Raw genomic sequence first — 21512 nt, 5'->3', positions numbered from 1 at the left:
GTCAATTTGTTAATTATTAAACAGTGGATGGCAGTAAAAACCTTTAGTTGATTCACTAAAGTAAATATACACTTAGTTTAACTCAAGGGATTACATCACTAAAAAAGCCGTTGTTGTGATCAATAAAATGATAGGAAAATACTATGCTGCTAGAAATCGAAACTGAACGCACCAAATTACGCCTTATAGATGAAAAAGATTTACATCTAGTGGCTGAATTAAATTTAGACCCAGAAGTTAGAAAGTACTTTCCTGAGGGAGTGCAATCGAAGGAGCAAACCAAACTAAGAATTCAACAGTTTATAGGCTTTCATAAAGAATATGGACTTCCTTGTTTTGTTATATTTAATAAAGAATCTAATGAATTTATCGGACGCTGTGGTTTTGGTCCTATAGAGACTGGAGAAATTGAGGTTGGATATTTAATAGCAAAAAAATTTTGGGGCATGAATTATGCTACAGAGGTTTTAAAAGGCCTTCTTAATTGGAGTAAAAAAAATATCAAAACCGATTTTATTATTGCTTTTGCTCCCATAGAACACAAAGCCTCTCATCGTGTAATGGAAAAATGTGGAATGCATTACTATAAAGATGGAATTGGGCATGGTATAGAATGTAAATTTTATCGCATTAAAAACAGTGAATAATACCGTTGTGGGCGAATTGAATTAAGACCTTATTGCTATTAGGTCTGATTATATAGATTAAAGGGACTATTGGATTAAAGAGATTATTTTAGAAATAAGCATGGAAGAGTAGGTTAGAGAAATTTATAAATGGGTATTTCATGTGCTAAAATTATCCAAATTAACAAATAAATTGTAATTTATTACAGAAATTAATATAATTTCATCGTTCCTGCTCTGCTTTAGCATCAGGCATTCGAGGCTACACAAAGGTCCGCCCATTGTAGCTGGCACAACAAAAATGGAGATGATAATCCTTGTTGATGCCACGTTCAAGGCTTCTTCGGAAGCCTTTGTCATTTATGATATACAAAAATATACTGAAATAAATCAAAGAGTTTAGATGACATCGACAAGCCTTATTAATCTAATTCATTTTGAAAAAGTTAATCATTCACATCAAGAGATAATATTTCAATGGCTTGCTGAGCCGCATATGCAAGAATTTTGGGATAATAGCCAAGAACATAAGGATGATATTATCAACTTTATAGATGGGCGTGTTAACCCATCTAACTATTTCGATGGAATTTTTACCTATTGGATTGGCCTGGTCGACAATAATCCTTTTTGCTTTATCCTAACTGCCATCGTTAATAAAGACGATGATCTTCCACCAATATGGCAAGATAATATTTCAATATCAGGGGCAACATACAGTATTGATTTTGGGATTGGTAACCCAACTTATTTGGGTAAAAAATTAGCAGCGCCAACATTAAAATTGTTTACAGAATTTTTTCAAAAAGAAATAGATCCTTCTGCAGATACATTTTTCATTGACCCAGCTGAACATAATCCACGAGCAAAGCATGTTTATGAAAAAGCTGGCTTTAAAATGGCTGGTGATTTCGAAATGGATATTGGTGTTTTTAAAGGAGAGCAAACGCATTTAATGGTAATGAAATTACCAGAGAGATCTAAATAATGCCCTTACTTTATATTATGAATTTAAGGCTTTTTTATAACAAGGGAAAATAAATTCTATGGCATCTCATATTATTGGTATTAGTGGAAACATGGGTGCTGGAAAATCCACACTTACCATGGAGCTTGCGAAAGAGTTACATAGTACTTTTATTAATTGGGATGATTTTGATGAGATTTCCACAGGACCGGAGGATTATGTTGACTGGTATAAACGTGGAGAAAACTATGTCGAGTGGAATTATCAGAAATTGGCAGAAATTCTTGAATCTCTTAAAGTTAAACAACCCATAGCTCATCCAACATTACAAGTCACTCTTAATCCTACAAAATATATTATTTTTGATGCTCCTTTAGGACGATTTCATACGCAGACTGGAGTGTATATTGATACATGGGTTCACCTTGACGTCCCACTCGATGTTTCATTATGTAGATGGTTACTTAGAAATTACAAAGAAACGAATAGAACAAAAAATGAGCTTGTTTCTGAAATCGATTTTTATTTAAACCACTCAAGACCTCTATTTGATGATACGAAATTTAAAGCTGAAGCGGATATACTCATAGATGGAATGCTTTCAACTAAACTACAGGTTAAGATCATTGAAAAATATTTAATGAATGAAAGCCTCTAACAACTGTTAAAAAATTGAAGTCATTCATTTTTTTAAATCGCGCCATAGGCAGAATCAATTAAACGAGTATTCTCAGAATATTAATAATCATAGGGTGCATAGTATTCAATTGTGTCTTCAATTTTTTCTACATTTATGTTGTTCCAGGTGTTTCTTTGAGGTTCCGAAATGTGTGTGCATGTTAAACATGCATTAGCATGAGGACATTTCTGCAGAGTTAGAGGTAAGCACAGTCGATTAGGTATCAGGATGTTTTGCTTTAACCAACGTGCGCCTAGATCGTTAATACAGCCCGTTAGATGCGCGATATTAAAGCAGTTATCTAACGTTGACTACATTAACTACGCTTACCATATTAGGTCTGATTATCAAAATAATCAGACCTAAGGGAACGATATTGCTTTTAATTACCCTAACCCTTTCCTAAACCGTTTAAGGTTTAATAGTTGATTCTTCGTCTAGCTCTCGGTCGTGTTCTTCGTCTCGTTCTTTTTTTAGTGTTTTATTGGCAACAGGATTTTGATAAATATTAAATTTTACCAAGGTTTCTGTGACGGAATTTTCCGAAGGGATAGACAAAACAGTACAAATGAATTCGGTAAGTGTTCTAATAAATCCAGCTACTGCGTTTCTCATTTCTTGAATATTATGAAACCGGTGATGATCTTCATTTCGAATGTATGAAACATCTATGTTTTTAATTGTTTCAAACAAATGCTGTGGGTCTTTATGATGTTTTAGTGCATCTTTCATTAAACTTGATATTTCAAGACACGTATAACCACCATTTTCTATGAGTTTTTCTATAAAACAAGCAACTTCATGTTCATAGGAATCTTGATTAAGGGTTTTTTTCAACTCTTCAAGGCGTAGAATTTTGTCCAGAAGTTTTGCATCAGTACTGGTGCCCGTTGGATCCACCCACATTCCAGTGGTCTTGTTTGTGGCTAAGCATTTAACTGTGAGTAAATGCGTGGGTCCAGAACTATTGTTTTGGTTTTCATAGTACATAACATAATGATTGTTTTTATATAGTTCAAACATAGAATTCTATCCAAAATAAAGGGATGCCAAGTTTATCATAAATACATAAAAATGTTTTTTTTGTAGACAAAATATAAGTATTTATTAGCTTTTTTCCCTAAACAAATAGAAGTTAATGAAAGTTGGCTAAAAGTGCTTGTACTGCTGCTTCACCCATTTTTTCTTGGGGACAAAAATCCATCGCAACTGCAAAACCTATCTCGTTCAATGGCTCGCTCCACAACTCCTCTTTATTTAATAGAGGTTTAATTTTTTTAATCAAAGAGTTAATAAATGCATCATCCATAGATAAAAATTGGTGTTTTTGAGGATTCGTGATTAACATTTTTTTTATAGTGACATGAAGTGCATATTTTAATATGTATACAGCGTATTCCTGAGACTCATTTGTTTCATTCAAATAGATGGTCTGTTCTTGATTGTAAAAATGGGTGAATTGGTAATTTTCAGGATAAAATTCATCTTCAATATGTGCTGTTTGTGGATTATTTTTAATTTCACATCGAAAAAGAAAATACTGTTCACGCTGAGCACGAAGCGTAGAGACTTTAAAACATCCCTGAACAATACTTGGATTCTGTCCCCATATCGCTACCAGAATTAATGTTTCAACATTTATATCGAAATGACTCATTTTAGCGTTCATTGATTGGTACAACCTGTTGTATTTTTCCACTAAATCTTGCCCCCATGGTTAAAACCCCAGGGAATTGTTTGATTATAGGTCTCAATAACGATCTGGCCCAAGGCTTCATCATCGCTAATTGTGCAAAAAATGAGGCTGCATGGATGCGATTGCTAAAGTATTTATACCATTGTTTCGTATAAAACGTACCCGCATCATCGAAATGCTGCCCTCTTCGTATGTTGAGTTTAAATTGAATTAAACAGTGTGCAAGCAACCATGCGGATTGCATGGCCATACTAATTCCCTCGGCCACAATGGGATGAGCTTCACCTGCAATATTACCAACAAAAAAGAAACCATTCTGATAGCACTTACGAATACCAGGTTTAATTGGCCCTGCTGATAGCCAGTTTCCTTCTCGCTCTGCACAACTAAGCACTTCCCTAGCCCCTCGACATTGGTTCAATATATATTGATACACTGTTTCACCTGCTTGTACACCTGGATTTTTTAAACGCAAGTCATGCAAAACATTTCGTCGAATGCAACAAGAAAGTGTGACTCTTTGCATGCTACTATGAACCATGCCGCCGTAGCCACCAGGAAAAGCCAGAAGTGGCATTAAATTTACAGGTAAGCTGGAGTTTCTAAAATGTGCTTTAAATGCAAGGAGATCAGAGGCTTTGTGTATTTTATTCTCTTGTGCATCGATTCTTTTTTCCCATGAACCATTTGCAATAACAACTAAAGAAGCCTTTATCTCGATTGTTTTATCATTTTCTTTTATGGAGCATAGAAACAATCCATCTTTAGAACGTTGTACAGAGAGAGCTTCACATGGTTGCCAAACACAAACCCCTTCCAGTTTAGCTCTATTTACAAGTTCTGTATCAAGATACTCTCGTCCTAGCGCCCGTCCCCATAGATTTCTTGATGCTCCAATGGAAGGCATATTTGCGGTCAAAATAAGATCATCCGCATATAAACCGACTTTTTGTATTTCCGGTCCACAATTTGTTAGATAGAACTCTTCCAAACCAAGTTTTTGTATTAGAGGTAAGCTTGTAACCGATATGAACTCACCACAGACCTTTCTTCGAGGAAATTTTTTCTTTTCGACTAGCCCTACAGACCATCCTGCTTGGGCAAGTAATAATGCAGTAGTTGCACCAGAAGGCCCTCCACCAATGATAAGCACATCCAGAGTCATAAATTTTAATCCATAATTATTTCAGAATAAGAATACTCCACCAAAATGGGAAGTGCCATTTGATTTGATAATTTTTAATACCTGCTTGTTGTAGAAAAAAAACTAACTCCGTTCTGGTAAAACTTTTTTTGATCGATAATAGACCATCATGGGTGATAAGTCGGTTACGAAACAATACTGGGCTGATTATTTTATAAAGGCAATAAGCAAAAAAATTACGATGGAGATCATTAATCACCACAGCTTTATGCGCTGTATCATTTGCTTTTATTAAGAGCGAGACTAATTCTTCATCATTCAGATGGTGGCATACCAAATTAAGTAAAATGATATCTACACGAGTATTGATTTCGAGCTCAGGTTTTAATTGGATTTGAAACTTAACTTGCGCATCTCCATTTTTTTGTTCCCATTTAATTAATTCTTCTTTTGCAAGTTTAATCGCATCATGTGAGATATCTAATCCTATTAGACGCATTTTAGGAAAGTATTTAGCAAGATTAATTAAAAATAAGCCGCCTCCACATCCCACATCAGTCAATATAGAACTGGAAGGAAATTGATGCAATAAATGGACTGTATTTTTAAACATTCCCATTAATTTATTGATTTTAAATAATTTTTTTAAGGATTGTTCGTATTCTTGAGGCGTATAAAAATCCTGTCCAAGATCGATGAGTTCCTTTTCATGTGATCGTACTTTCAATCGGGCCATTTCATTTTAAAGAGGGAAATTTTAATTCTGCATCGTATATTTGAATATTGCAATAATGATTTGTGCTATAAACTTATAAGCTATAACATACTGGCTTTCGAGGATGTTTGCAAAAAAAAGGGAAAAAATGCCATCAAAAATTACCGCAATTGGAATAGCCACCCCGCCTTTTAAACGAACACAAGATGAGATTGCGGATCTTATTTCCGTGGGTTTTCATCTCAATGAAGCACAAAAAAAGGTGCTAAAAAAAATTTATAAATCATCAGGAATTGAGACTAGATATAGTGTATTAACCGATTATTGCAAACAGCCAGGGGAATTTGAATTTTTTCCTAATACACCAAAAGAAAATTTTCCATCAACCTTAAAGCGAATGAATTTGTATAAGGATAATGCACTAAATTTAGCTATAGTTTCCATTGAGAATTGCTTAAATAGCATAGAGTTTGATAGAAAAAAGATTACACATTTAATTACAGTCAGCTGTACGGGTATGTATGCTCCTGGAATTGACATTGAAATTATACAGAAACTTGAGTTAACTTCATCGGTAAAACGTACTGCGATCAATTTTATGGGGTGTTATGGGGCGTTTAATGGTTTAAAAGTCGCAAATGCATTTTGTCAAACTGAACCTGATGCCAATGTACTTTTAGTTTGTGTTGAACTTTGTACAATACACTTTCAAAATACCTTTAAAATAGAGAATATCGTTTCAAATGCAATTTTTGCTGATGGAGCTGCAACCGCTTTGATTCAGGGAGAAGCTCATTCAAACAAATGTTTGAGTATAGAGTCCTTTTATTGTGATTTAGTTCCTCAAACAAGCCAGGACATGGCATGGACAATCACAGATTATGGATTTGATATTATACTGAGTTCTTATGTGCCCGAAGCAATTGAGTCAGGAATTTTTCTGTTTGTTGAAAAATTATTAACACAGTCTAATTATTCGTTTGCGGACATCAATTATTATGCCATTCACCCAGGCGGTATTAAAATTCTTCAGGCATGTGAAAAAGCATTAAAAATTTCCAGTCAAGACAACCAACATTCCTACGATATATTAAGAAATTATGGGAATATGTCCTCAGCAACCATATTATTCGTTTTAAAAAATATTTGGGATAAATTGAATAGCAAAGATATGGAAAAGCATATTTTTAGTTGTGCTTTTGGGCCTGGTTTAACCTTAGAATCCATGATCCTCAAAATACAGCATAATTAGATTTACATTCTTAATTGACAGAGTTTTATTGATTTAATCCTATTTATTATGAGGAGCTTAGGATCCCATCCTACTAATCGCTTCATCATCCAATCAAAAACGATAAGGGGCTTTTCCAATGTCAGAGAAAAAATTATTTAATCTTTTTATTATATTCTATTTTCTAACCTATCATCTTATAGGTTTTACTGCCTCAAATAGCATTCAATTGTTTTACTCAAATAATAATCGAATCCTTGATCTTGAAAAAGCGTACCAACGTTTAGTCGGCAAAGAGCAGCATCAGCTTAACCAAAGTGCTATTCGTGTATTACAAAAAAAGCATATGGAAGTAGGCGAATTTAAAAACGCTCTGGGTGCTTATACAATGCAAGAATCGCAACGGTTCACAGCGGAGAACTCAGAGATTTTTTATGTTTCGCCCTTACAGAAATTATCTCGAAAAGAAACGTTCTTTATCGCGTCTCTCTTGGCAAAACAACTGAATCAAGAGAGTGTTGCGATTTTTATTCCGACTCCGACAAATTCAATTGCTCATATTAAATTAGTTTTTAAATACAATAAATTTATTCTTACTGACCTAATATCATTAATTCATAAACTCCCTACTCCCTTTAGACATGCGTTTACACTTAATTTAAAAAATAGATACTCTGAGTTTAACTCAGTAGAAGTGGCTTCAATAGAATGGCTTGGAAGTGATCTCAATTGTTCAGAGCTTAAAGCGCTCTTTCCTTTTGATGAAGTTATCTCTCATCGTGGCGAAGCCTACCTAGTTTTTAATAATGGAACTTATCGGAAATTGTAATTATACAATAGAGCTAGTGTATTTAACGAGCGTCAGTTTCTAGCCCTTATAGTAGTGTCTAGGACAATTTTATCTATCCTTTTAAAGACTTACCGTTACCTTCATACAACTGTAAATCGCAATCTGGACGAATATATGTTTTATAATTTTGATATTCGTCAGAAAAATCTTCTCTTTGCAGGTTATTCTTAAAATATTTAATGGCATCAGGATCACCAAAATGCACCGAAAGATCCAGCCAGTCAAAGCCAGCACTCCAGTCACATTCCAACTCGGGAAATTCTACCTCAATATCATCATCTATTTCTTGTTTTAATGTTAGAAGATCTGCAAAAGAGACAAGAGCTAATTCTAATTGGGCACTACTATAACGTTGTTGACCACAATCCGAAACAATTCGCTTTGCTAGAAGTAAAGTATCTTGCATGTATTCTTGAAAGGAAATTTTTCTTTTAGAGGGCTTAAAAAATCGTTTCATATTTTAATTGAAAAAAAGAAGCAATTATGTTCAATATCATTTCACATGTAAATGTTTTTGGAAATTAACATGCTCCATTTCAACTTCCTAGTTATGCTGGTAAGCATTGTTTGGATGCTATCGGTACCTGAGTGAGATAATACTTATTTGATTGATCAAACAAATTGGAACAGAATGGATAACTTATTGTTATGGGAAGATATATATGGAAAAAAAAGTATGCGTTATTGTTGGGGTTGGGCCTGGGAACGGTGCTGCGGTTGCTTCGCGTTTTGCTAAAGAAGGATACCATTTGGCTTTACTCGCTCGCTCAAAAAAGTTCGCTTATGAGCTTGCAAATGAACTAGGTAATGCACATGCCTATGAATGTGATGTCAGTCAGAATGATTCGATACAAAAAACTTTTACTCAAATTCATCAGGATTTGGGTACAATCGATGTGGTTGTCTACAATGCTGGCTCTGGGGTATGGGGTAATATAGAAGAAATTAAACCCAAAGATTTTGAAGCAAGTTGGCGCGTTAATGCATTAGGGTTAATGCTTGTAAGCCAGTGCGTAATCCCTGAAATGAAACAAAATGGTCAGGGAAAACTTATCATAATAGGTGCGACAGCCTCAAAACGAGGAGGTATTAATACTGCAGTATTTGCCCCAGCAAAAGCAGCCCAACGAAGTCTTGCTGAATCAATGGCTAAATACTTAGGTCCTATGGGTATTCACGTCGGTTTGGTTCTTATTGATGGAATTGTGGATTTACCAAAAACCAGGGAATTTATGCCTGATAAACCGGATAGTTTCTTCGTAAAACCAGATGATGTAGCCGATACGGTATTTTGGTTAACGCAACAAGCACCATCTACATGGTCATTTGAAGTGGAAGTTCGCCCTTTTGGGGAAGCTTGGTAATCTATTAAAAGGTTAGTTGCAAAGCACTCTAACCTTTTATCAATTTTTTTTCATTTTGTTTGTTGTTGGTTATAAAATTGAATCAGACGAATTAGAGCAGTTAAAGTTACAAGAACGGTGAATAAAGAAGCAAGAGAGATAAACGCGCGCGGCCATATTATCATCGCAATAAAAAAGGCAAATGCTTCAGCACGCTCCATAAGTCCAGGACTATAATGAAAGCTTTTTTGAGACTGGTTTTCTGAAAAAATACCTACCACAAGAAAACTGGTAATGCACAAAAGCATGCTTCCCAACATCAACAAACACCAAAACCCACGATCTACAGGTGAGACATACCATAAAGCTAAAACAACGATGAATTCCACTAATCGATCGATCATAATATCTAATACAGAGCCCCAGTTGGATGTATGATGATTAAAACGTGCTAAGGTTCCATCTAAAGTGTCACAATAACCCGATAAAAGCAGTAAGCCAATTGCTAAAATTTCTTGATGAACGATTAAGGCTGGAAAAATAAGAATACCTAAGATTCCAGATAACAAAGTAACCTGATTAGGGGTTATGAAACGATGCAAATGAGTGACCACTGGATTAACCAATACTTGTTGATAATATTCTCTTAAATGTTGTTCTATCATAGAGCTACCCTAATTTTTGCAACCAACGAACCAGGGTTCGGGTTATTTTAGAAAACAGTTTGGGTGTATAATACGCACTGGCAACTCGTTTACTGATTTCGCTTAAAGTAGGATAAGGCACTATTGTATCGGTAAACGTACGTAATTTCTTTTGTTCCCGTATTGCTATAACCCAAGGTAAAATAAGCTCGCCGGCATGTGGTCCTACAATTGTCACACCCAAGATTTTTGCCTTTGCATCTGTGATAATTTTAATTTTGCCCTGTACAGTTCGTTCTGTTTGTGCACGATCATTATCCATAAAAGGCCATTCAAAAACTTTAATGCTCGAGTTTTTTTTAGCATCAGCCAAGAGCATACCTACATGAGCTAATTCCGGTTCCGTATAGGTAACCCACGGAATTGCGCGATAATCTACTTTGAAGGGGAGTTTAAACACTATATTGCGTAAGACAATCCCTGCTTGATACTCTGCCATATGCGTAAATTGAAATCCTCCGATTACATCGCCAATCGCATAAATTTTATTATTGCTGGTTTGTAATCGTTTATTCACCTTGATACCTTTGGATGTGTATTTAACCTCTGCTTTATGTAAATCAAGGCCATCAACATTCGCTTTACGGCCTGTTGCGATAAGCAAATGACTTCCAGTAATGGTTACATGATCATTAGGATCACTAAATGATATTTTTATTTTAGATTTGGAATGTGATTCTACCTGAAGATCTTTGATGTGTTCGTAAATGGCAATATTCATAGTTTCCAGTTGATCACGAACAATTTGAACACAATCCGCATCATCTTTAGGGAGAATATTTGCTGCATCTAAAAGCGTTACCTTGGATCCTAGCATGGCAAAAGCTTGAGCTAGTTCGCAACCAATAGGACCTCCTCCTATTACAATTAAATGTTGTGGCTGTTCTTTTAAAGAAAATACGGTTTCATTTGTAAGATAGGAGACTTTATCTAATCCAGGAATAGAGGGTATAAAAGGTGAAGAACCCGTTGCAATGACAAAAAATTTACTTTGGATAACCTTATCTCCAACCCTCATCGCACTTGGGCTGAGAAATGTCCCAGAATCTAGGATCACCTTGACGCCCAAAGCTTCAAACCGTTGAACTGAATCATGCTCTTCAAGATGACTAATGACATGCTGCACATGATTCATTACTTGAGGGAAATCAATACTCAATTCTTTAAAATGTAGTCCTAAAGACTCTGCGCATCGGGCATTGTAACAAGCTTTTGCTGCAGCCAATAAGGATTTGGATGGTACACATCCATAATTCAAACAATCTCCACCCATTTTATCTGATTCGAGTAATGCTACTTTTAGCCCTAATTGAGAACAACCCGATGCAAGACTTAAACCACCTGCTCCACCGCCAATGATGGTCAAATCATAATTTATGATTTTGTTCTCGTCGGTTGCTTTCTTATTGCTTGAATTGCGCTGCGTAGATTTGGTTCCAATAAAAAATTTATAAATTGGTGCGATTAAAGAAAGACCAGCCAGTGCCAATAAAGGTCCTAATATTTGGGGTTCAAAAATAATATGAAGATTAGGTGTTAGATTCGCAGCAAATACATGGCCTAAACCATTACCAACCATTACATAAACTAGGGACCCAGGAATGATACCAATTAGTGTGGCTATTAAGAATGTTTTTGCATTCACATCCAAAAGTGCAGGTACAATATTAATAACCCAAAAGGGAAATAGAGGCACTAAGCGTAAAGTAAGCAAATAAAAAAAGGAATTGTGCTTGAATCCTTTACGCATTCGCCCTACCCATCCTGACGCTTTGTCAGCTAACCACTCTCCTAAGGATGTACGAACAGCAAAAAAAACAATCATGGAGCCAATTGTGGCACTAAAGACTACATAGATTACACCCCAAAATATACCAAATAAGAAACCACCAATTATTGTAAGAAAAACTGCCCCAGGAAAAGAAATTGCAACAGAAAAGATATAACCCAAAATAAAAAGAAAAGATGCCATAAAGATATGTTTATTGGTCCATGACAACAATAAGGAATGGTGTTCTTTTAAGGATTCAAAAGTTAAATACTTATCCAGACGAAAACTAAAAAAAAGGACTAATAGTCCTATTAATATAATTAAAGGTAACCAATGACGAATTCTTACTTCCTTCATGATTGCTTTCCTTAGCACTCAGTTCAAGTAGTCTGGTTCAGCAAAGTTGCCCCCAGGGGAAAAGATTTATAGTCTCAACTAACTATCCAATTGTACATTAATATCACGTGCATCAGATAGACCATGATCATCTACTATTCTGACAACAAATTTTCCGGGTTTTGCCTTCCATAGGTAGGACTCCCCTGCTTTAGTCTTTGCAATAAATGTTTCATTAATAAACCAGTATACATGAGCAATACCGGCATCAGTCACTGCAGTAAGAGGAATGGTATTATTTTGCTGGGAATCTGCGCGAATAATATAACTGATCCCGTTTTGTGGAGAGGTAATGTGAGGATTAAGCCCCGAGTTTCCAGATAAGTTACAATCAGGCTCAAAAAATGGTGGAGTATGTCTTTGGATTCCTGCCCGCTTAAAAATACTCAGTAAGTCAGAAGGCCAAAACTCAAAAATTTCAAAGCGTGTATTTTCATCAATGTGGCAAGTTCGTAAACCTGTTTTGCTATTAATAGCAACTTCTCGATATATTGTATCTTTTTTTATGGGGGATTTTCCTGGAATAAACCAGCCCCATTCCGTATCTTGGCAATAACGAGTAGGAAGCATTCCTGAAGCCTTGCATACTTCGACTTTCTTTAGATTCATCTGTTCTGGATGTTTTTCTAAAGCATATATAGGTCCTCGTTCGTGTTTTAATGCATCAAATAATTCAAAGAATAAGGGAGCAGCTATGTCTTTACCAACAAATGCGGGATTTGCTTTATTGTCAAAATTGCCCACCCATACTGCTAATACATAAGGACCAAATACCCCTACCGTCCATGCATCTCGATAACCTGAGGATGTCCCAGTCTTCCAAGAAATAGGCAAACGAGACCAATCTTTGGAAACCTCATCCAAACGAGGAGTATTTTTAAGCATATCTAATACCAGGTAGCTAGCTTCCGGGCTAAGCAAACGTATCCCTTGGGGTTTGGCTTCGTTTTTAAATGTGCGGATTGGGTACCATAGTCCATCGTTTGCTAACATCGCATATAAACTAACGAGTTCTTTCATCGTTAATTCAACTCCACCTAAACTCAGTGACAGACCATAGTAAGATTCCGAACGTAATTGGCTGATCTGAGCTTTTTCCAATAATTGATGCAATGTTGGATTAGTTAATTGATTGGCAAGAGAAATTGCGGGAATATTACGGCTCAAAACCAAAGCATCCTTCGCTTTAATGGGGCCCATAAAATCATAATCAAAGTTCTCAGGATTATAACCATTAAAACTGTGTGGAACATCTTTTAAAACAGTATCTGGATGAATTAACCCTTGATCTAAAGCCAACCCATAGATAAAGGGTTTTAATGTGGATCCTGGCGAGCGTTTTGTTTCTGCACCATTAATTTGTCCGCTAATCCCTTGATTAAAAAAGTCAGCCGAGCCCAACATACCTTTAATACCCATATCACGGGTGTCTACGAGTAAAACAGCTGCATTATTTACACCGATACCTTTTTTTCTGTCGAGATAATGATGGGTAATACGTTCGATAATCATTTGAGCACGATAATCTAAAGTTGTATCGATACTTTGATGTTTAGTTGCCGTGGCGTATAAAATTTCATTTACAAAATGTGGGGCGCTAAAAGGCAGCATATGTGTATTCTGCATTACTAAAGGTAAAGCAAACATGCCTTTTTTATTAAGATCCTCTGGATGTTTTTTTAACCATCGGCCCAATAAATGCTCTCTAATTTTTTTTAATTCCTTATTATTGGGCGTTCTTTTACCAGGATTTTGGGGGATAATGCTTAAAGTTAAGGATTGTGGCAAAGTGATTTGATTCACAGAGGTCCCAAAATACACCAAACTTGCTGCCCCGACTCCTTCAATATTGCCGCCATAGGGTGCTAAATTTAAATAAGCTTCTAGAATTTCCTTTTTGGAGTAATGCATTTCAATTTGTATCGCACGGATGATTTGCGCTAATTTTCCAGAGATTTTTTTTGAATTCATACCATAACGCATTCGAGCAACTTGCATGGTAATTGTTGACGCACCAATTCTACGTGATTGTGCACCGTACGTTTGCCAAATGGCTTTTATTGTTGCCCAAGGATTAACGCCATAATGCCAATAAAAGTATTGATCTTCTTGGAGTAAGGTTGCTTCGATTAACTGGTTGGATATTTGTGATAAGGGGGTATACAATCGATATTTCTCATCTTGACTTAATGTTAATCTTAATAAATTATGATTGTTGTCATAAACCGCCCTAGAAAAACTCACGTCCTCTAACAAAGATGGCTTTGGCAAAAAAAATAAAACCAGATAGACGCTGACAAATAGCGTAACAAATATTATGCTAAGTTTCTTAAATATTTTGTTCATAGTCGCTATTATGCCTTAAATAGAATAAAATATATGCAAAAATTTTTCAGCACAATTCACCACCCTTGGAATAAATGATGAATAAAAATCGGCAATCTCGAGTACAAAATGCTTTCTCATCGGTGTTTGGAAAATTAAATTGGCGTAGCCCTCCGTGGCTGAAGTACTTACGCTATAGATCAAAATCATCTCCAAAAATGTTTTGGGGAAGCAGCCTTTTAATAGTGCTGGTTTTAATTATTGCCGGCTATTCAATACATTGGTATAAAAATTTACCAAAACCTATTTATACCACTGCGCAAATTACTGTTCCAGACATCACACCAAATTCAGAAGAACAATTGATCGCTAACAATTTGGTTATTGATTTTGGAATAAAGAATAACGGATTCATTAATCAATCGGTTGCACCGCTGAGCCAGGTTGGAAAAACGGTAACTGAAGGCATAGAAATGACTCCAAAAATGCCTGGAACATGGACGTGGAATAGCGACAGTCAATTAGTTTTCACTCCTGCGCAAGATTGGCCTGCGGGACAAAAATTTACCATCAGTTTTGCCTCTAACTTTTTTGCAAACAATGCCAATATGGAAAGCCATGAATATTCATTTTCCACTCATTCTTTCGATGGCAAAATCTCTGAATTTAAACTGTATCAAGATCCAGTACATGCTGAAATAAGAAACGCTGTAGCTACTATAGAATTTAATTTTCCAGTTAATCCTAAAAATCTGGAGAAAAACACTTCTTTAGTGTATCAAACTAAATCAGGTTCTTCGGGCGAAAAACTCCCTATTACCTTTACTTATGATAAAAATAAGCGGGTAGCATATCTCCATTCAGATACAATACAAATAAACAATGAAGCTCGCTTTTTACGCTTAACTTTAGATAAAAATGTTACTTCATCTACAGATTCTGCTCATTTGAAAAAAGATTTATCGCAAAACCTCCTGATCCCTAGTGCCCAAGATTTTCTTAAAGTTCTATCTGCTTCGGCATCCATTATTCGTAACGACAAAGACAGACCTGAACAAGTACTGAATGTCGAAACCTCCCTAGGCATAAATGAGAATGAGTTTAATAAATCGGTACATGTTTATTTATTACCGAAAGATCGCCCAGCCACAGTTGGTGAAGCTGCTAAGGAGAACTATCAATGGCAAAATCCAGGTGAGGTGACTAAAGCGGTCCTGGCTCTAGCTACGCCTTTAGCAAAGGAAGAGATTCCTACAGAACAAAACTACTCCACTTTGCATAGTTTTAAATTTAAAGCAGATACACCACGATATATATATATACAAATAGATAAAGGAATGCGAAGTTTTGGTAATTTTACATTAGGAACTGAGTATGCAGCGATCATCCCTGTTCCTGCGATACCTAAAGAAATCAGTTTCTTACATAAAGGGTCATTGCTCGCTTTAAGTGGGGAGAAAAAACTTTCTGTATTGATTCGTGGTGTTCCTGCAGTGAAGTTTGATTTCGCACGAGTATTACCTGAAAACATTAACCAATTAATCACTCAAACTCAGGGTGATTTTAACAATCCTTATTTCATTAATCCTACATTTAATCAACAAAATATCAGCCAAATCTCATCAGAGATTCAAGAGTTTGACATCTCGGATTTGGCAAAGCAACAGTATACTGCGCTTGATTTCAGTAAGTATTTAACAATGAATACGAATACGCTGGGACCTCAAGGATTGTTTTTATTACAAGCCACTGGGTGGGATACTACAAATAAAAGTGCGTTAGATGTTAAAGCAAGCCGCATGATTTTAATTACTGATATGGCATTACTGGTAAAAGACAATCAAGACGGTAGCCATGACGTTTTTGTTAATTCGATAACGCAAGGTACCCCTGTTGCAAATGCAACGGTAACTGTTTTAGGTAAAAATGGGTTGCCTATTTTATCACGTGTTAGTGATACTCAGGGTCGAGTTAATTTTCCCCCTTTAAAAGATTTTGTCGATGATAGAGAACCTACTGTATATTTGGCTCAATTAAATAATGACGTGTCATTTATTCCATTTAACAATGCCAACAGACAACTAAATTTCTCTAAATTTGATATCGGTGGTCTTTATACGAATAATCAAGAAATGCATAGCCTAAGCGCTTACCTTTTCTCGGATAGAGGAATCTACAGACCAGGAGATACAGTTCATGTGGGCATGATAGTCAAGCAAGCTTATGCTCAGCCACAACCTGGAGGCTTACCACTGCAAGCAACTGTAGTCGATGCAAGAGGAACTACGATTAAAGATGAAAAAATTACCCTGAATGATCTTGGGTATATGGATCTTGATTTTACAACAAATACCAGTTCGCCCACCGGCCAATATATGGTTAATTTGTATCTAGTTAAAGATGGATACCCACAAAACCTACTTGGTTCTACAAGTATTCGTGTTTCTGAGTTCTTACCCGATAGAATGCGAATTACTACCAGTCTGTCACCAAAGCCTTCCGCAGGATGGAGTTCTCCAACTGGATTGAAAGGAGAGGTAAATCTTTGGAATTTATATGGTGCACCGGCTACGGACCGAAAAATCAGCGCTAAAATTTTATTAGTACCTCAAAAAGTTGAATTTGATAAATATCCCGATTTCGTCTTTATTGACCCTTTACTGGATCCCAAAAAACCGCCTAAGGTATTCACTGAAACATTAAATGATGGGACCACAAACAACAAAGGCGAAGCCGAATTTGATTTAAATCTTGACCGTTTTGAAAAGGCGACCTACCAATTAACGTTTTTCGCTGAAGGTTTTGAGGCGGAAGGCGGTCGTAGCGTAACAAGTCAAACTAAAACATTGGTTAGTCCCCTGCCGTATTTTGTAGGCTATAAACCCGACGGTGATCTATCTTTTATTAAGCAAAATAGCACCCGAAGCGTTAATTATATTGCAATTAATCCTGAATTAAATAAACAAGAAATTAACGACTTAAAGCTACAGCTGGTCTCTTTACATCCGGTTACAACCTTAGTTAAAAAAGCGGATGGAACCTACCAATATCAGTCAGTTATTCAGTCGACAATTGTGAGCACTACCCCATTTAATATTGCTGCGCAAGGAACTGATTACGCTTTACCCACACAGCAAATTGGGGATTTTTCCTTAAGTGTCCTTGGGAAAGATAATACGGTACTTAATCAGTTAAAATTCAGTGTGGTCGGTGCCAGCCAACAACCCTTAGCTAAAAATGCTGAATTATCAATAAAACTTAATAAAACCGAGTATCAAGCCAATGAGGATATTGAAATACAAATCACCGCGCCCTATACTGGCTCCGGCTTAATTACTATAGAGCGTGATAAGGTTTTTGCAGCTCAATGGTTTAAAACAGATACTACCAACTCCGTGCAAACCATCCACATCCCTGCTGATTTTCAGGGAGACGGATATATTAATGTCGCCTTTATACGCGATTGGAGCTCTCCTGAAATCTTTATTAGCCCACTTAGCTATAGCGTTGTCCCCTTCACAGTCAATCATGAGAGTCATGAAGTAAAAATAGATCTGCAAACACCAAACGTCGCACGTCCTGGTGAACCATTTACTATTAATTATCACACCGATAAGCCAGGTAAAATTATTGTATTTGCGGTTGATGAAGGTATTTTGCAAGTAGCACACTATGAAACTCCGGATCCTTTATCATTTTTCTTCCAAAAGCATGCTCTTGAGGTTTTAACGCAACAAACTGTGGATCAAATCATGCCCAAATTCATTCAGGATAGAGAGCTTTCTGCAGTGGGTGGGGACGATGGGGAAGAAGGTATGGCAAGCCGTCTAAATCCATTTAAAAGAAAAACGGATCTACCAGTGGCCTATTGGTCTGGAATTATTGATACTGATTCTAGTACCCACCAAGTCGTCTATCAAGTGCCTGACTACTTTAATGGAACATTACGAGTTATGGCTGTAGCGGTATCATCAGATTCTGTGGGTGCTCAAGAAACCTCTGCCGAAATTCGTGGAGATTTCATTATTAATCCGAATGTCCCAACTTTTGTCGCACCAGGAGATGAGTTTGAAATCTCTTCATCCATTGCAAATAATATCAAAGGTTCCGGAGAACATGCACTCATAAATGTAGATTTGATTGCTTCGCCTGAAATTGAAGTGATTGGCTCCCCAACGCAAACATTAGAAATTGCTGAAGGACATGAGCAAACTGTGCACTTCAAATTAAGAGCTAAATCCTTTTTAGGCGCTGCTAAATTAAACTTTAAAGCGAGTATGGGCGATAAATCGAGTGCAATGAGCGCGACACTTAGTGTCAGACCAGCTACGCCGCTGAGTACGTACATTAATAGTGGTAAATCAGCAGACGCGCAAAAAACTTTGGAGGTGATGCAAACATTGTATCCGGAATATCGCAAAGTAAACGCAACTGCTTCCACTAGCCCTATGATTCTGGTCTTTGGTTTACAACGTTATTTGGATAATTATCCTTATGGTTGTACAGAGCAATTAACGAGTAAAGCAATACCATTATTAGCAATGAATAATCAATCTGGCTTTGGTTATGAAGCAAAACAGGTTGAAGAAAAAGTAAATGCTGCCATTCAGATGCTAAGTCAACGGCAAATGTCTAATGGAGGATTTAGTTATTGGCCAGGACTGGGTGACAATCAAGGTAATGACTTTGCATCAGTTTATGCAATGCACTTCCTCACCGAGGCAAAAACCCAAGGATTTAATATTCCTAGTGATCTGTTCTTCAATGGGATCAACTACCTTAAGACCTTGGCAAGCCAAAATGTAACAAACATGGATGCAGCAAGGCTTCAAGCTTATGCGATTTACATTTTAACCCGTAATGAAATAGTCACTACTAACTATCTGGCAAACCTGCAATTATATCTGGAAAAAGACCAGACAAAATCATGGCAAACCGACATTGCGACAGCTTATATTGCTGCTTCATATCAATTGTTGCAAAGCCATGATGAAGCAAATCAATTAATTGGCTTATATAAGCCACAAAATACTCAAGCATATGTGACTGATTTTTATAGTAGTGCCATTGCGGATGCCCAGTATTTATATTTGGTAGCAAAACATTTCCCCAACTTATTACCTCAGGTTGGCGATGAATTGCTTAAGCGCTTAATTCAAGCCATAAATAATGATGAAATCAATACAGTTCTATCTGGATTTTCCAGCTTGGCCTTAGGTGCATATCATCCTTCTTTATCCAATGAGCAGGCCTCTGTTTTATCCATGACAAAAATTATGGACAATAATAAGGAATTCAATGTACCAGCCGCTAATGCGGGATATCAAAAAATTGATATTGAACCTAATGTCCAAAAAATTCGTTTTAACAACCCTGATAAGAAAACGTTTTTCTATCAACTCATGCAGTCAGGATTTAATCGAGTCATTCCAAAAACTCCATTAAAACAAGGTTTAGAAATTTTCCGAGAGTATAAAGATTCAAAAGGGAATGTGATTACCTCCACAACTCTAGGAAGTGAAATTGAAGTACATATTCAAATTCGGGCATTAGGTAATGACTATCTGTCCAATATCGCAATTGAGGACCTTCTACCTGGTGGATTTGAAGTGGTAAATGACTCCATAAAAAATAATAATGTCATGGATTATGTTGACATACGTGAAGATCGAGTAAATTTCTTTGGTGGTGTTGAATCCGTTGCTAAAGAAATTGTCTATAAAATTAAAGCTGTAAATATAGGAAAATATATTGTTCCCCCTGCCTATGCGGAAGCAATGTACAATCCTAATACGAAAGCACAAGGTGTCTCCTCCGTGATTACAATTACAGAAACACCCTAAATGGTTTAAATGGGATCAAGCATATAATGTTAAATATTGTAGCCTGGGTGTAGCGCAGCCTAACCCGGGTTAATGATATGCTGTCAAACCTTGCTCACCTCCTCTCACAGACTTAGGAGACTTCTGAAAAGCAGGGTAAATATGATAAAAATATACCCAATACAAATAAGAAATAAAACAAATTTGATTTGCATTTTTAAGTCGATCTGTTTTAAATTAACGCTGTTAAATCGCTCAAAGATAATCAGCGCTCAATGAGTATCCCCGAATTGTAATAGGTAAATGGTGTAATTCATGATTAGTTTAAAAAATGGCATTAGCAAGTTTATTTTTATGGGAAGATGGTTGCAACTTCCGCTTTATTTAGGACTGATTTTAATCCTGGCAGCTTATGTTTATCGTTTCGTTCATGAGCTATTTGAATTAGTAACTCATCTAAATAGTTTTGATGATACCCTTATTATGCTTGGTGTATTAGATTTAATTGACGTAGTAATGATTGCAAATCTGTTGATTATGGTTGTTATGGGGGGATATGAAACCTTTGTTTCTCATCTCACTCTTGACTCACACCCCGATCAACCAGAATGGTTGGATCATCTCGATGCAGGAGCTATGAAAATAAAGCTTGCTCTTTCATTAATTGGTATCTCATCAATTCACTTGTTGAGAACGTTTATTGATCCGAATAAACTCAGTAATTATTCGGTAATGTGGCAAGTAGTTATTCATTTAACCTTACTTGTTTCAGCTTTGGCAATTGCATTGACTAATAAAATGCTCGTACAAAGTAAAACGCACTAAAAGAATGGCTCAACTCTGGGCGCGTACACTTTATTCCAGATATTACGGCAGGCACTCCTCTGGTATGAGTATAATATTTTATTGGAAAGCCCAAACTACCTACCGGAGATCTCTATTATTTTGATGACATATTGTAGTTTCATAAAGGGTTAGCTTAACAACATTCCAAAAATTCCCACTAAAGCTTGAGTACACTCTTTTCTAAATACAGTTGACTCCGCATTATCCTTATTAAAATTACTATTAGAGATTTATCATCTTACTGCAAAATAAAATTCGCCCATATTTTTCAGGTAAATTCTACATTTGTTGGATGAAGAATTTTCATGCCTCATCGGCATCCTAGAGCGTAAAATTTTAAATTAGCCAAAGTAATCAATAAGAGTTTTTTCAGGATTTTTTTCAAAATTCCATCTCC

16 protein-coding genes are annotated in these 21512 nt (G+C 36.2%); 8 read left to right on the top strand and 8 right to left on the bottom strand.

Annotated features, from left to right (window positions below; genetic code table 11):
* The first annotated feature begins 143 nt into the window (after nt 1-143).
* From ACWTE2_RS00745 to ACWTE2_RS00735, 3 genes are all read left to right on the top strand, one after another.
* Complete coding sequence (locus ACWTE2_RS00745; RefSeq protein WP_454783738.1) at nt 144-647, top strand: GNAT family N-acetyltransferase; 504 nt, start codon at nt 144-146, stop codon at nt 645-647.
* Nucleotides 648-1029: 382 nt separating this feature from the next.
* Nucleotides 1030-1614 (top strand): GNAT family N-acetyltransferase, encoded by a 585-nt coding sequence (locus tag ACWTE2_RS00740; RefSeq protein ID WP_454783737.1) that lies wholly within the window; start codon nt 1030-1032, stop codon nt 1612-1614.
* A gap of 58 nt (nt 1615-1672) precedes the next feature.
* The gene (locus tag ACWTE2_RS00735; protein ID WP_454783736.1) at nt 1673-2251 is read left to right on the top strand and encodes an AAA family ATPase; all 579 of its coding nucleotides are present in this window, start codon (nt 1673-1675) and stop codon (nt 2249-2251) included.
* Between the two features lie 432 nt (nt 2252-2683).
* Here the strand turns inward: ACWTE2_RS00735 and ACWTE2_RS00730 are convergent, their stop codons facing one another.
* From ACWTE2_RS00730 to ACWTE2_RS00715, 4 genes are all read right to left on the bottom strand, one after another.
* Nucleotides 2684-3295 carry a hypothetical protein gene (locus ACWTE2_RS00730; protein ID WP_454783735.1) on the bottom strand — a complete coding sequence of 204 codons (612 nt, stop codon included), beginning with the start codon at nt 3293-3295 and terminating at the stop codon, nt 2684-2686.
* A gap of 112 nt (nt 3296-3407) precedes the next feature.
* Complete coding sequence (locus ACWTE2_RS00725; protein WP_454783734.1) at nt 3408-3929, bottom strand: hypothetical protein; 522 nt, start codon at nt 3927-3929, stop codon at nt 3408-3410.
* Nucleotide 3930: 1 nt separating this feature from the next.
* Nucleotides 3931-5133: an NAD(P)/FAD-dependent oxidoreductase gene (locus ACWTE2_RS00720; RefSeq protein WP_454783733.1), complete on the bottom strand. Its 1203-nt coding sequence runs from the start codon at nt 5131-5133 to the stop codon at nt 3931-3933.
* 16 nt (nt 5134-5149) lie between these two features.
* Nucleotides 5150-5848, bottom strand: a complete 699-nt coding sequence (locus ACWTE2_RS00715; protein WP_454783732.1) for a methyltransferase — start codon at nt 5846-5848, stop codon at nt 5150-5152.
* Nucleotides 5849-5951: 103 nt separating this feature from the next.
* Here ACWTE2_RS00715 and ACWTE2_RS00710 point away from each other — a divergent pair, with 103 nt between their 5' ends.
* Both ACWTE2_RS00710 and ACWTE2_RS00705 read left to right on the top strand, forming a co-directional pair.
* Nucleotides 5952-7079 carry a type III polyketide synthase gene (locus tag ACWTE2_RS00710; RefSeq protein ID WP_454783731.1) on the top strand — a complete coding sequence of 376 codons (1128 nt, stop codon included), beginning with the start codon at nt 5952-5954 and terminating at the stop codon, nt 7077-7079.
* Nucleotides 7080-7197: 118 nt separating this feature from the next.
* Nucleotides 7198-7887, top strand: coding sequence for a hypothetical protein (locus tag ACWTE2_RS00705; protein ID WP_454783730.1), 690 nt, complete (start codon nt 7198-7200; stop codon nt 7885-7887).
* 73 nt (nt 7888-7960) lie between these two features.
* On the opposite strand, the gene ACWTE2_RS00700 is transcribed toward ACWTE2_RS00705, so the two are convergent.
* Nucleotides 7961-8365 carry a hypothetical protein gene (locus ACWTE2_RS00700; protein WP_454783729.1) on the bottom strand — a complete coding sequence of 135 codons (405 nt, stop codon included), beginning with the start codon at nt 8363-8365 and terminating at the stop codon, nt 7961-7963.
* A gap of 205 nt (nt 8366-8570) precedes the next feature.
* Between ACWTE2_RS00700 and ACWTE2_RS00695 the strand changes: the two genes are divergently transcribed.
* Nucleotides 8571-9272, top strand: coding sequence for an SDR family NAD(P)-dependent oxidoreductase (locus ACWTE2_RS00695; protein ID WP_454783728.1), 702 nt, complete (start codon nt 8571-8573; stop codon nt 9270-9272).
* 50 nt (nt 9273-9322) lie between these two features.
* On the opposite strand, the gene ACWTE2_RS00690 is transcribed toward ACWTE2_RS00695, so the two are convergent.
* From ACWTE2_RS00690 to pbpC, 3 genes are all read right to left on the bottom strand, one after another.
* A complete protein-coding gene (locus ACWTE2_RS00690; RefSeq protein ID WP_454783727.1) occupies nt 9323-9916 on the bottom strand; it encodes a CDP-alcohol phosphatidyltransferase family protein in 594 nt (197 codons plus the stop codon).
* 4 nt (nt 9917-9920) lie between these two features.
* Nucleotides 9921-12083, bottom strand: coding sequence for an FAD-dependent oxidoreductase (locus ACWTE2_RS00685; RefSeq protein WP_454783726.1), 2163 nt, complete (start codon nt 12081-12083; stop codon nt 9921-9923).
* 78 nt (nt 12084-12161) lie between these two features.
* Nucleotides 12162-14468 carry a penicillin-binding protein 1C gene (gene pbpC, locus ACWTE2_RS00680; RefSeq protein ID WP_454783725.1) on the bottom strand — a complete coding sequence of 769 codons (2307 nt, stop codon included), beginning with the start codon at nt 14466-14468 and terminating at the stop codon, nt 12162-12164.
* Between the two features lie 77 nt (nt 14469-14545).
* Between pbpC and ACWTE2_RS00675 the strand changes: the two genes are divergently transcribed.
* Both ACWTE2_RS00675 and ACWTE2_RS00670 read left to right on the top strand, forming a co-directional pair.
* Nucleotides 14546-20290, top strand: a complete 5745-nt coding sequence (locus ACWTE2_RS00675; protein ID WP_454784420.1) for an alpha-2-macroglobulin — start codon at nt 14546-14548, stop codon at nt 20288-20290.
* 294 nt (nt 20291-20584) lie between these two features.
* The gene (locus ACWTE2_RS00670) at nt 20585-21094 is read left to right on the top strand and encodes a TIGR00645 family protein (RefSeq protein ID WP_454783724.1); all 510 of its coding nucleotides are present in this window, start codon (nt 20585-20587) and stop codon (nt 21092-21094) included.
* Nucleotides 21095-21512 lie beyond the last annotated feature (418 nt).

The organism is Legionella nigrisilvae (genome assembly GCF_977063395.2).
Note: the sequence above shows the minus strand (reverse complement) of the source record. Positions and strands in the feature narration are given on the sequence as shown.

Bases quoted from the DNA above. Each gene is read 5' to 3' on its own strand.
- ACWTE2_RS00715 (WP_454783732.1), bottom strand. From the start codon at position 5,848: ATGGCCCGATTGAAAGTACGATCACATGAAAAGGAACTCATCGATCTT.
- ACWTE2_RS00740 (WP_454783737.1), top strand. From the start codon at position 1,030: ATGACATCGACAAGCCTTATTAATCTAATTCATTTTGAAAAAGTTAAT.
- ACWTE2_RS00730 (WP_454783735.1), bottom strand. From the start codon at position 3,295: ATGTTTGAACTATATAAAAACAATCATTATGTTATGTACTATGAAAAC.
- ACWTE2_RS00695 (WP_454783728.1), top strand. From the start codon at position 8,571: ATGGAAAAAAAAGTATGCGTTATTGTTGGGGTTGGGCCTGGGAACGGT.
- ACWTE2_RS00670 (WP_454783724.1), top strand. From the start codon at position 20,585: ATGATTAGTTTAAAAAATGGCATTAGCAAGTTTATTTTTATGGGAAGA.
- ACWTE2_RS00705 (WP_454783730.1), top strand. From the start codon at position 7,198: ATGTCAGAGAAAAAATTATTTAATCTTTTTATTATATTCTATTTTCTA.
- ACWTE2_RS00690 (WP_454783727.1), bottom strand. From the start codon at position 9,916: ATGATAGAACAACATTTAAGAGAATATTATCAACAAGTATTGGTTAAT.
- ACWTE2_RS00735 (WP_454783736.1), top strand. From the start codon at position 1,673: ATGGCATCTCATATTATTGGTATTAGTGGAAACATGGGTGCTGGAAAA.
- ACWTE2_RS00710 (WP_454783731.1), top strand. From the start codon at position 5,952: ATGTTTGCAAAAAAAAGGGAAAAAATGCCATCAAAAATTACCGCAATT.
- ACWTE2_RS00675 (WP_454784420.1), top strand. From the start codon at position 14,546: ATGAATAAAAATCGGCAATCTCGAGTACAAAATGCTTTCTCATCGGTG.
- ACWTE2_RS00745 (WP_454783738.1), top strand. From the start codon at position 144: ATGCTGCTAGAAATCGAAACTGAACGCACCAAATTACGCCTTATAGAT.
- pbpC (WP_454783725.1), bottom strand. From the start codon at position 14,468: ATGAACAAAATATTTAAGAAACTTAGCATAATATTTGTTACGCTATTT.
- ACWTE2_RS00725 (WP_454783734.1), bottom strand. From the start codon at position 3,929: ATGAGTCATTTCGATATAAATGTTGAAACATTAATTCTGGTAGCGATA.
- ACWTE2_RS00685 (WP_454783726.1), bottom strand. From the start codon at position 12,083: ATGAAGGAAGTAAGAATTCGTCATTGGTTACCTTTAATTATATTAATA.
- ACWTE2_RS00700 (WP_454783729.1), bottom strand. From the start codon at position 8,365: ATGAAACGATTTTTTAAGCCCTCTAAAAGAAAAATTTCCTTTCAAGAA.
- ACWTE2_RS00720 (WP_454783733.1), bottom strand. From the start codon at position 5,133: ATGACTCTGGATGTGCTTATCATTGGTGGAGGGCCTTCTGGTGCAACT.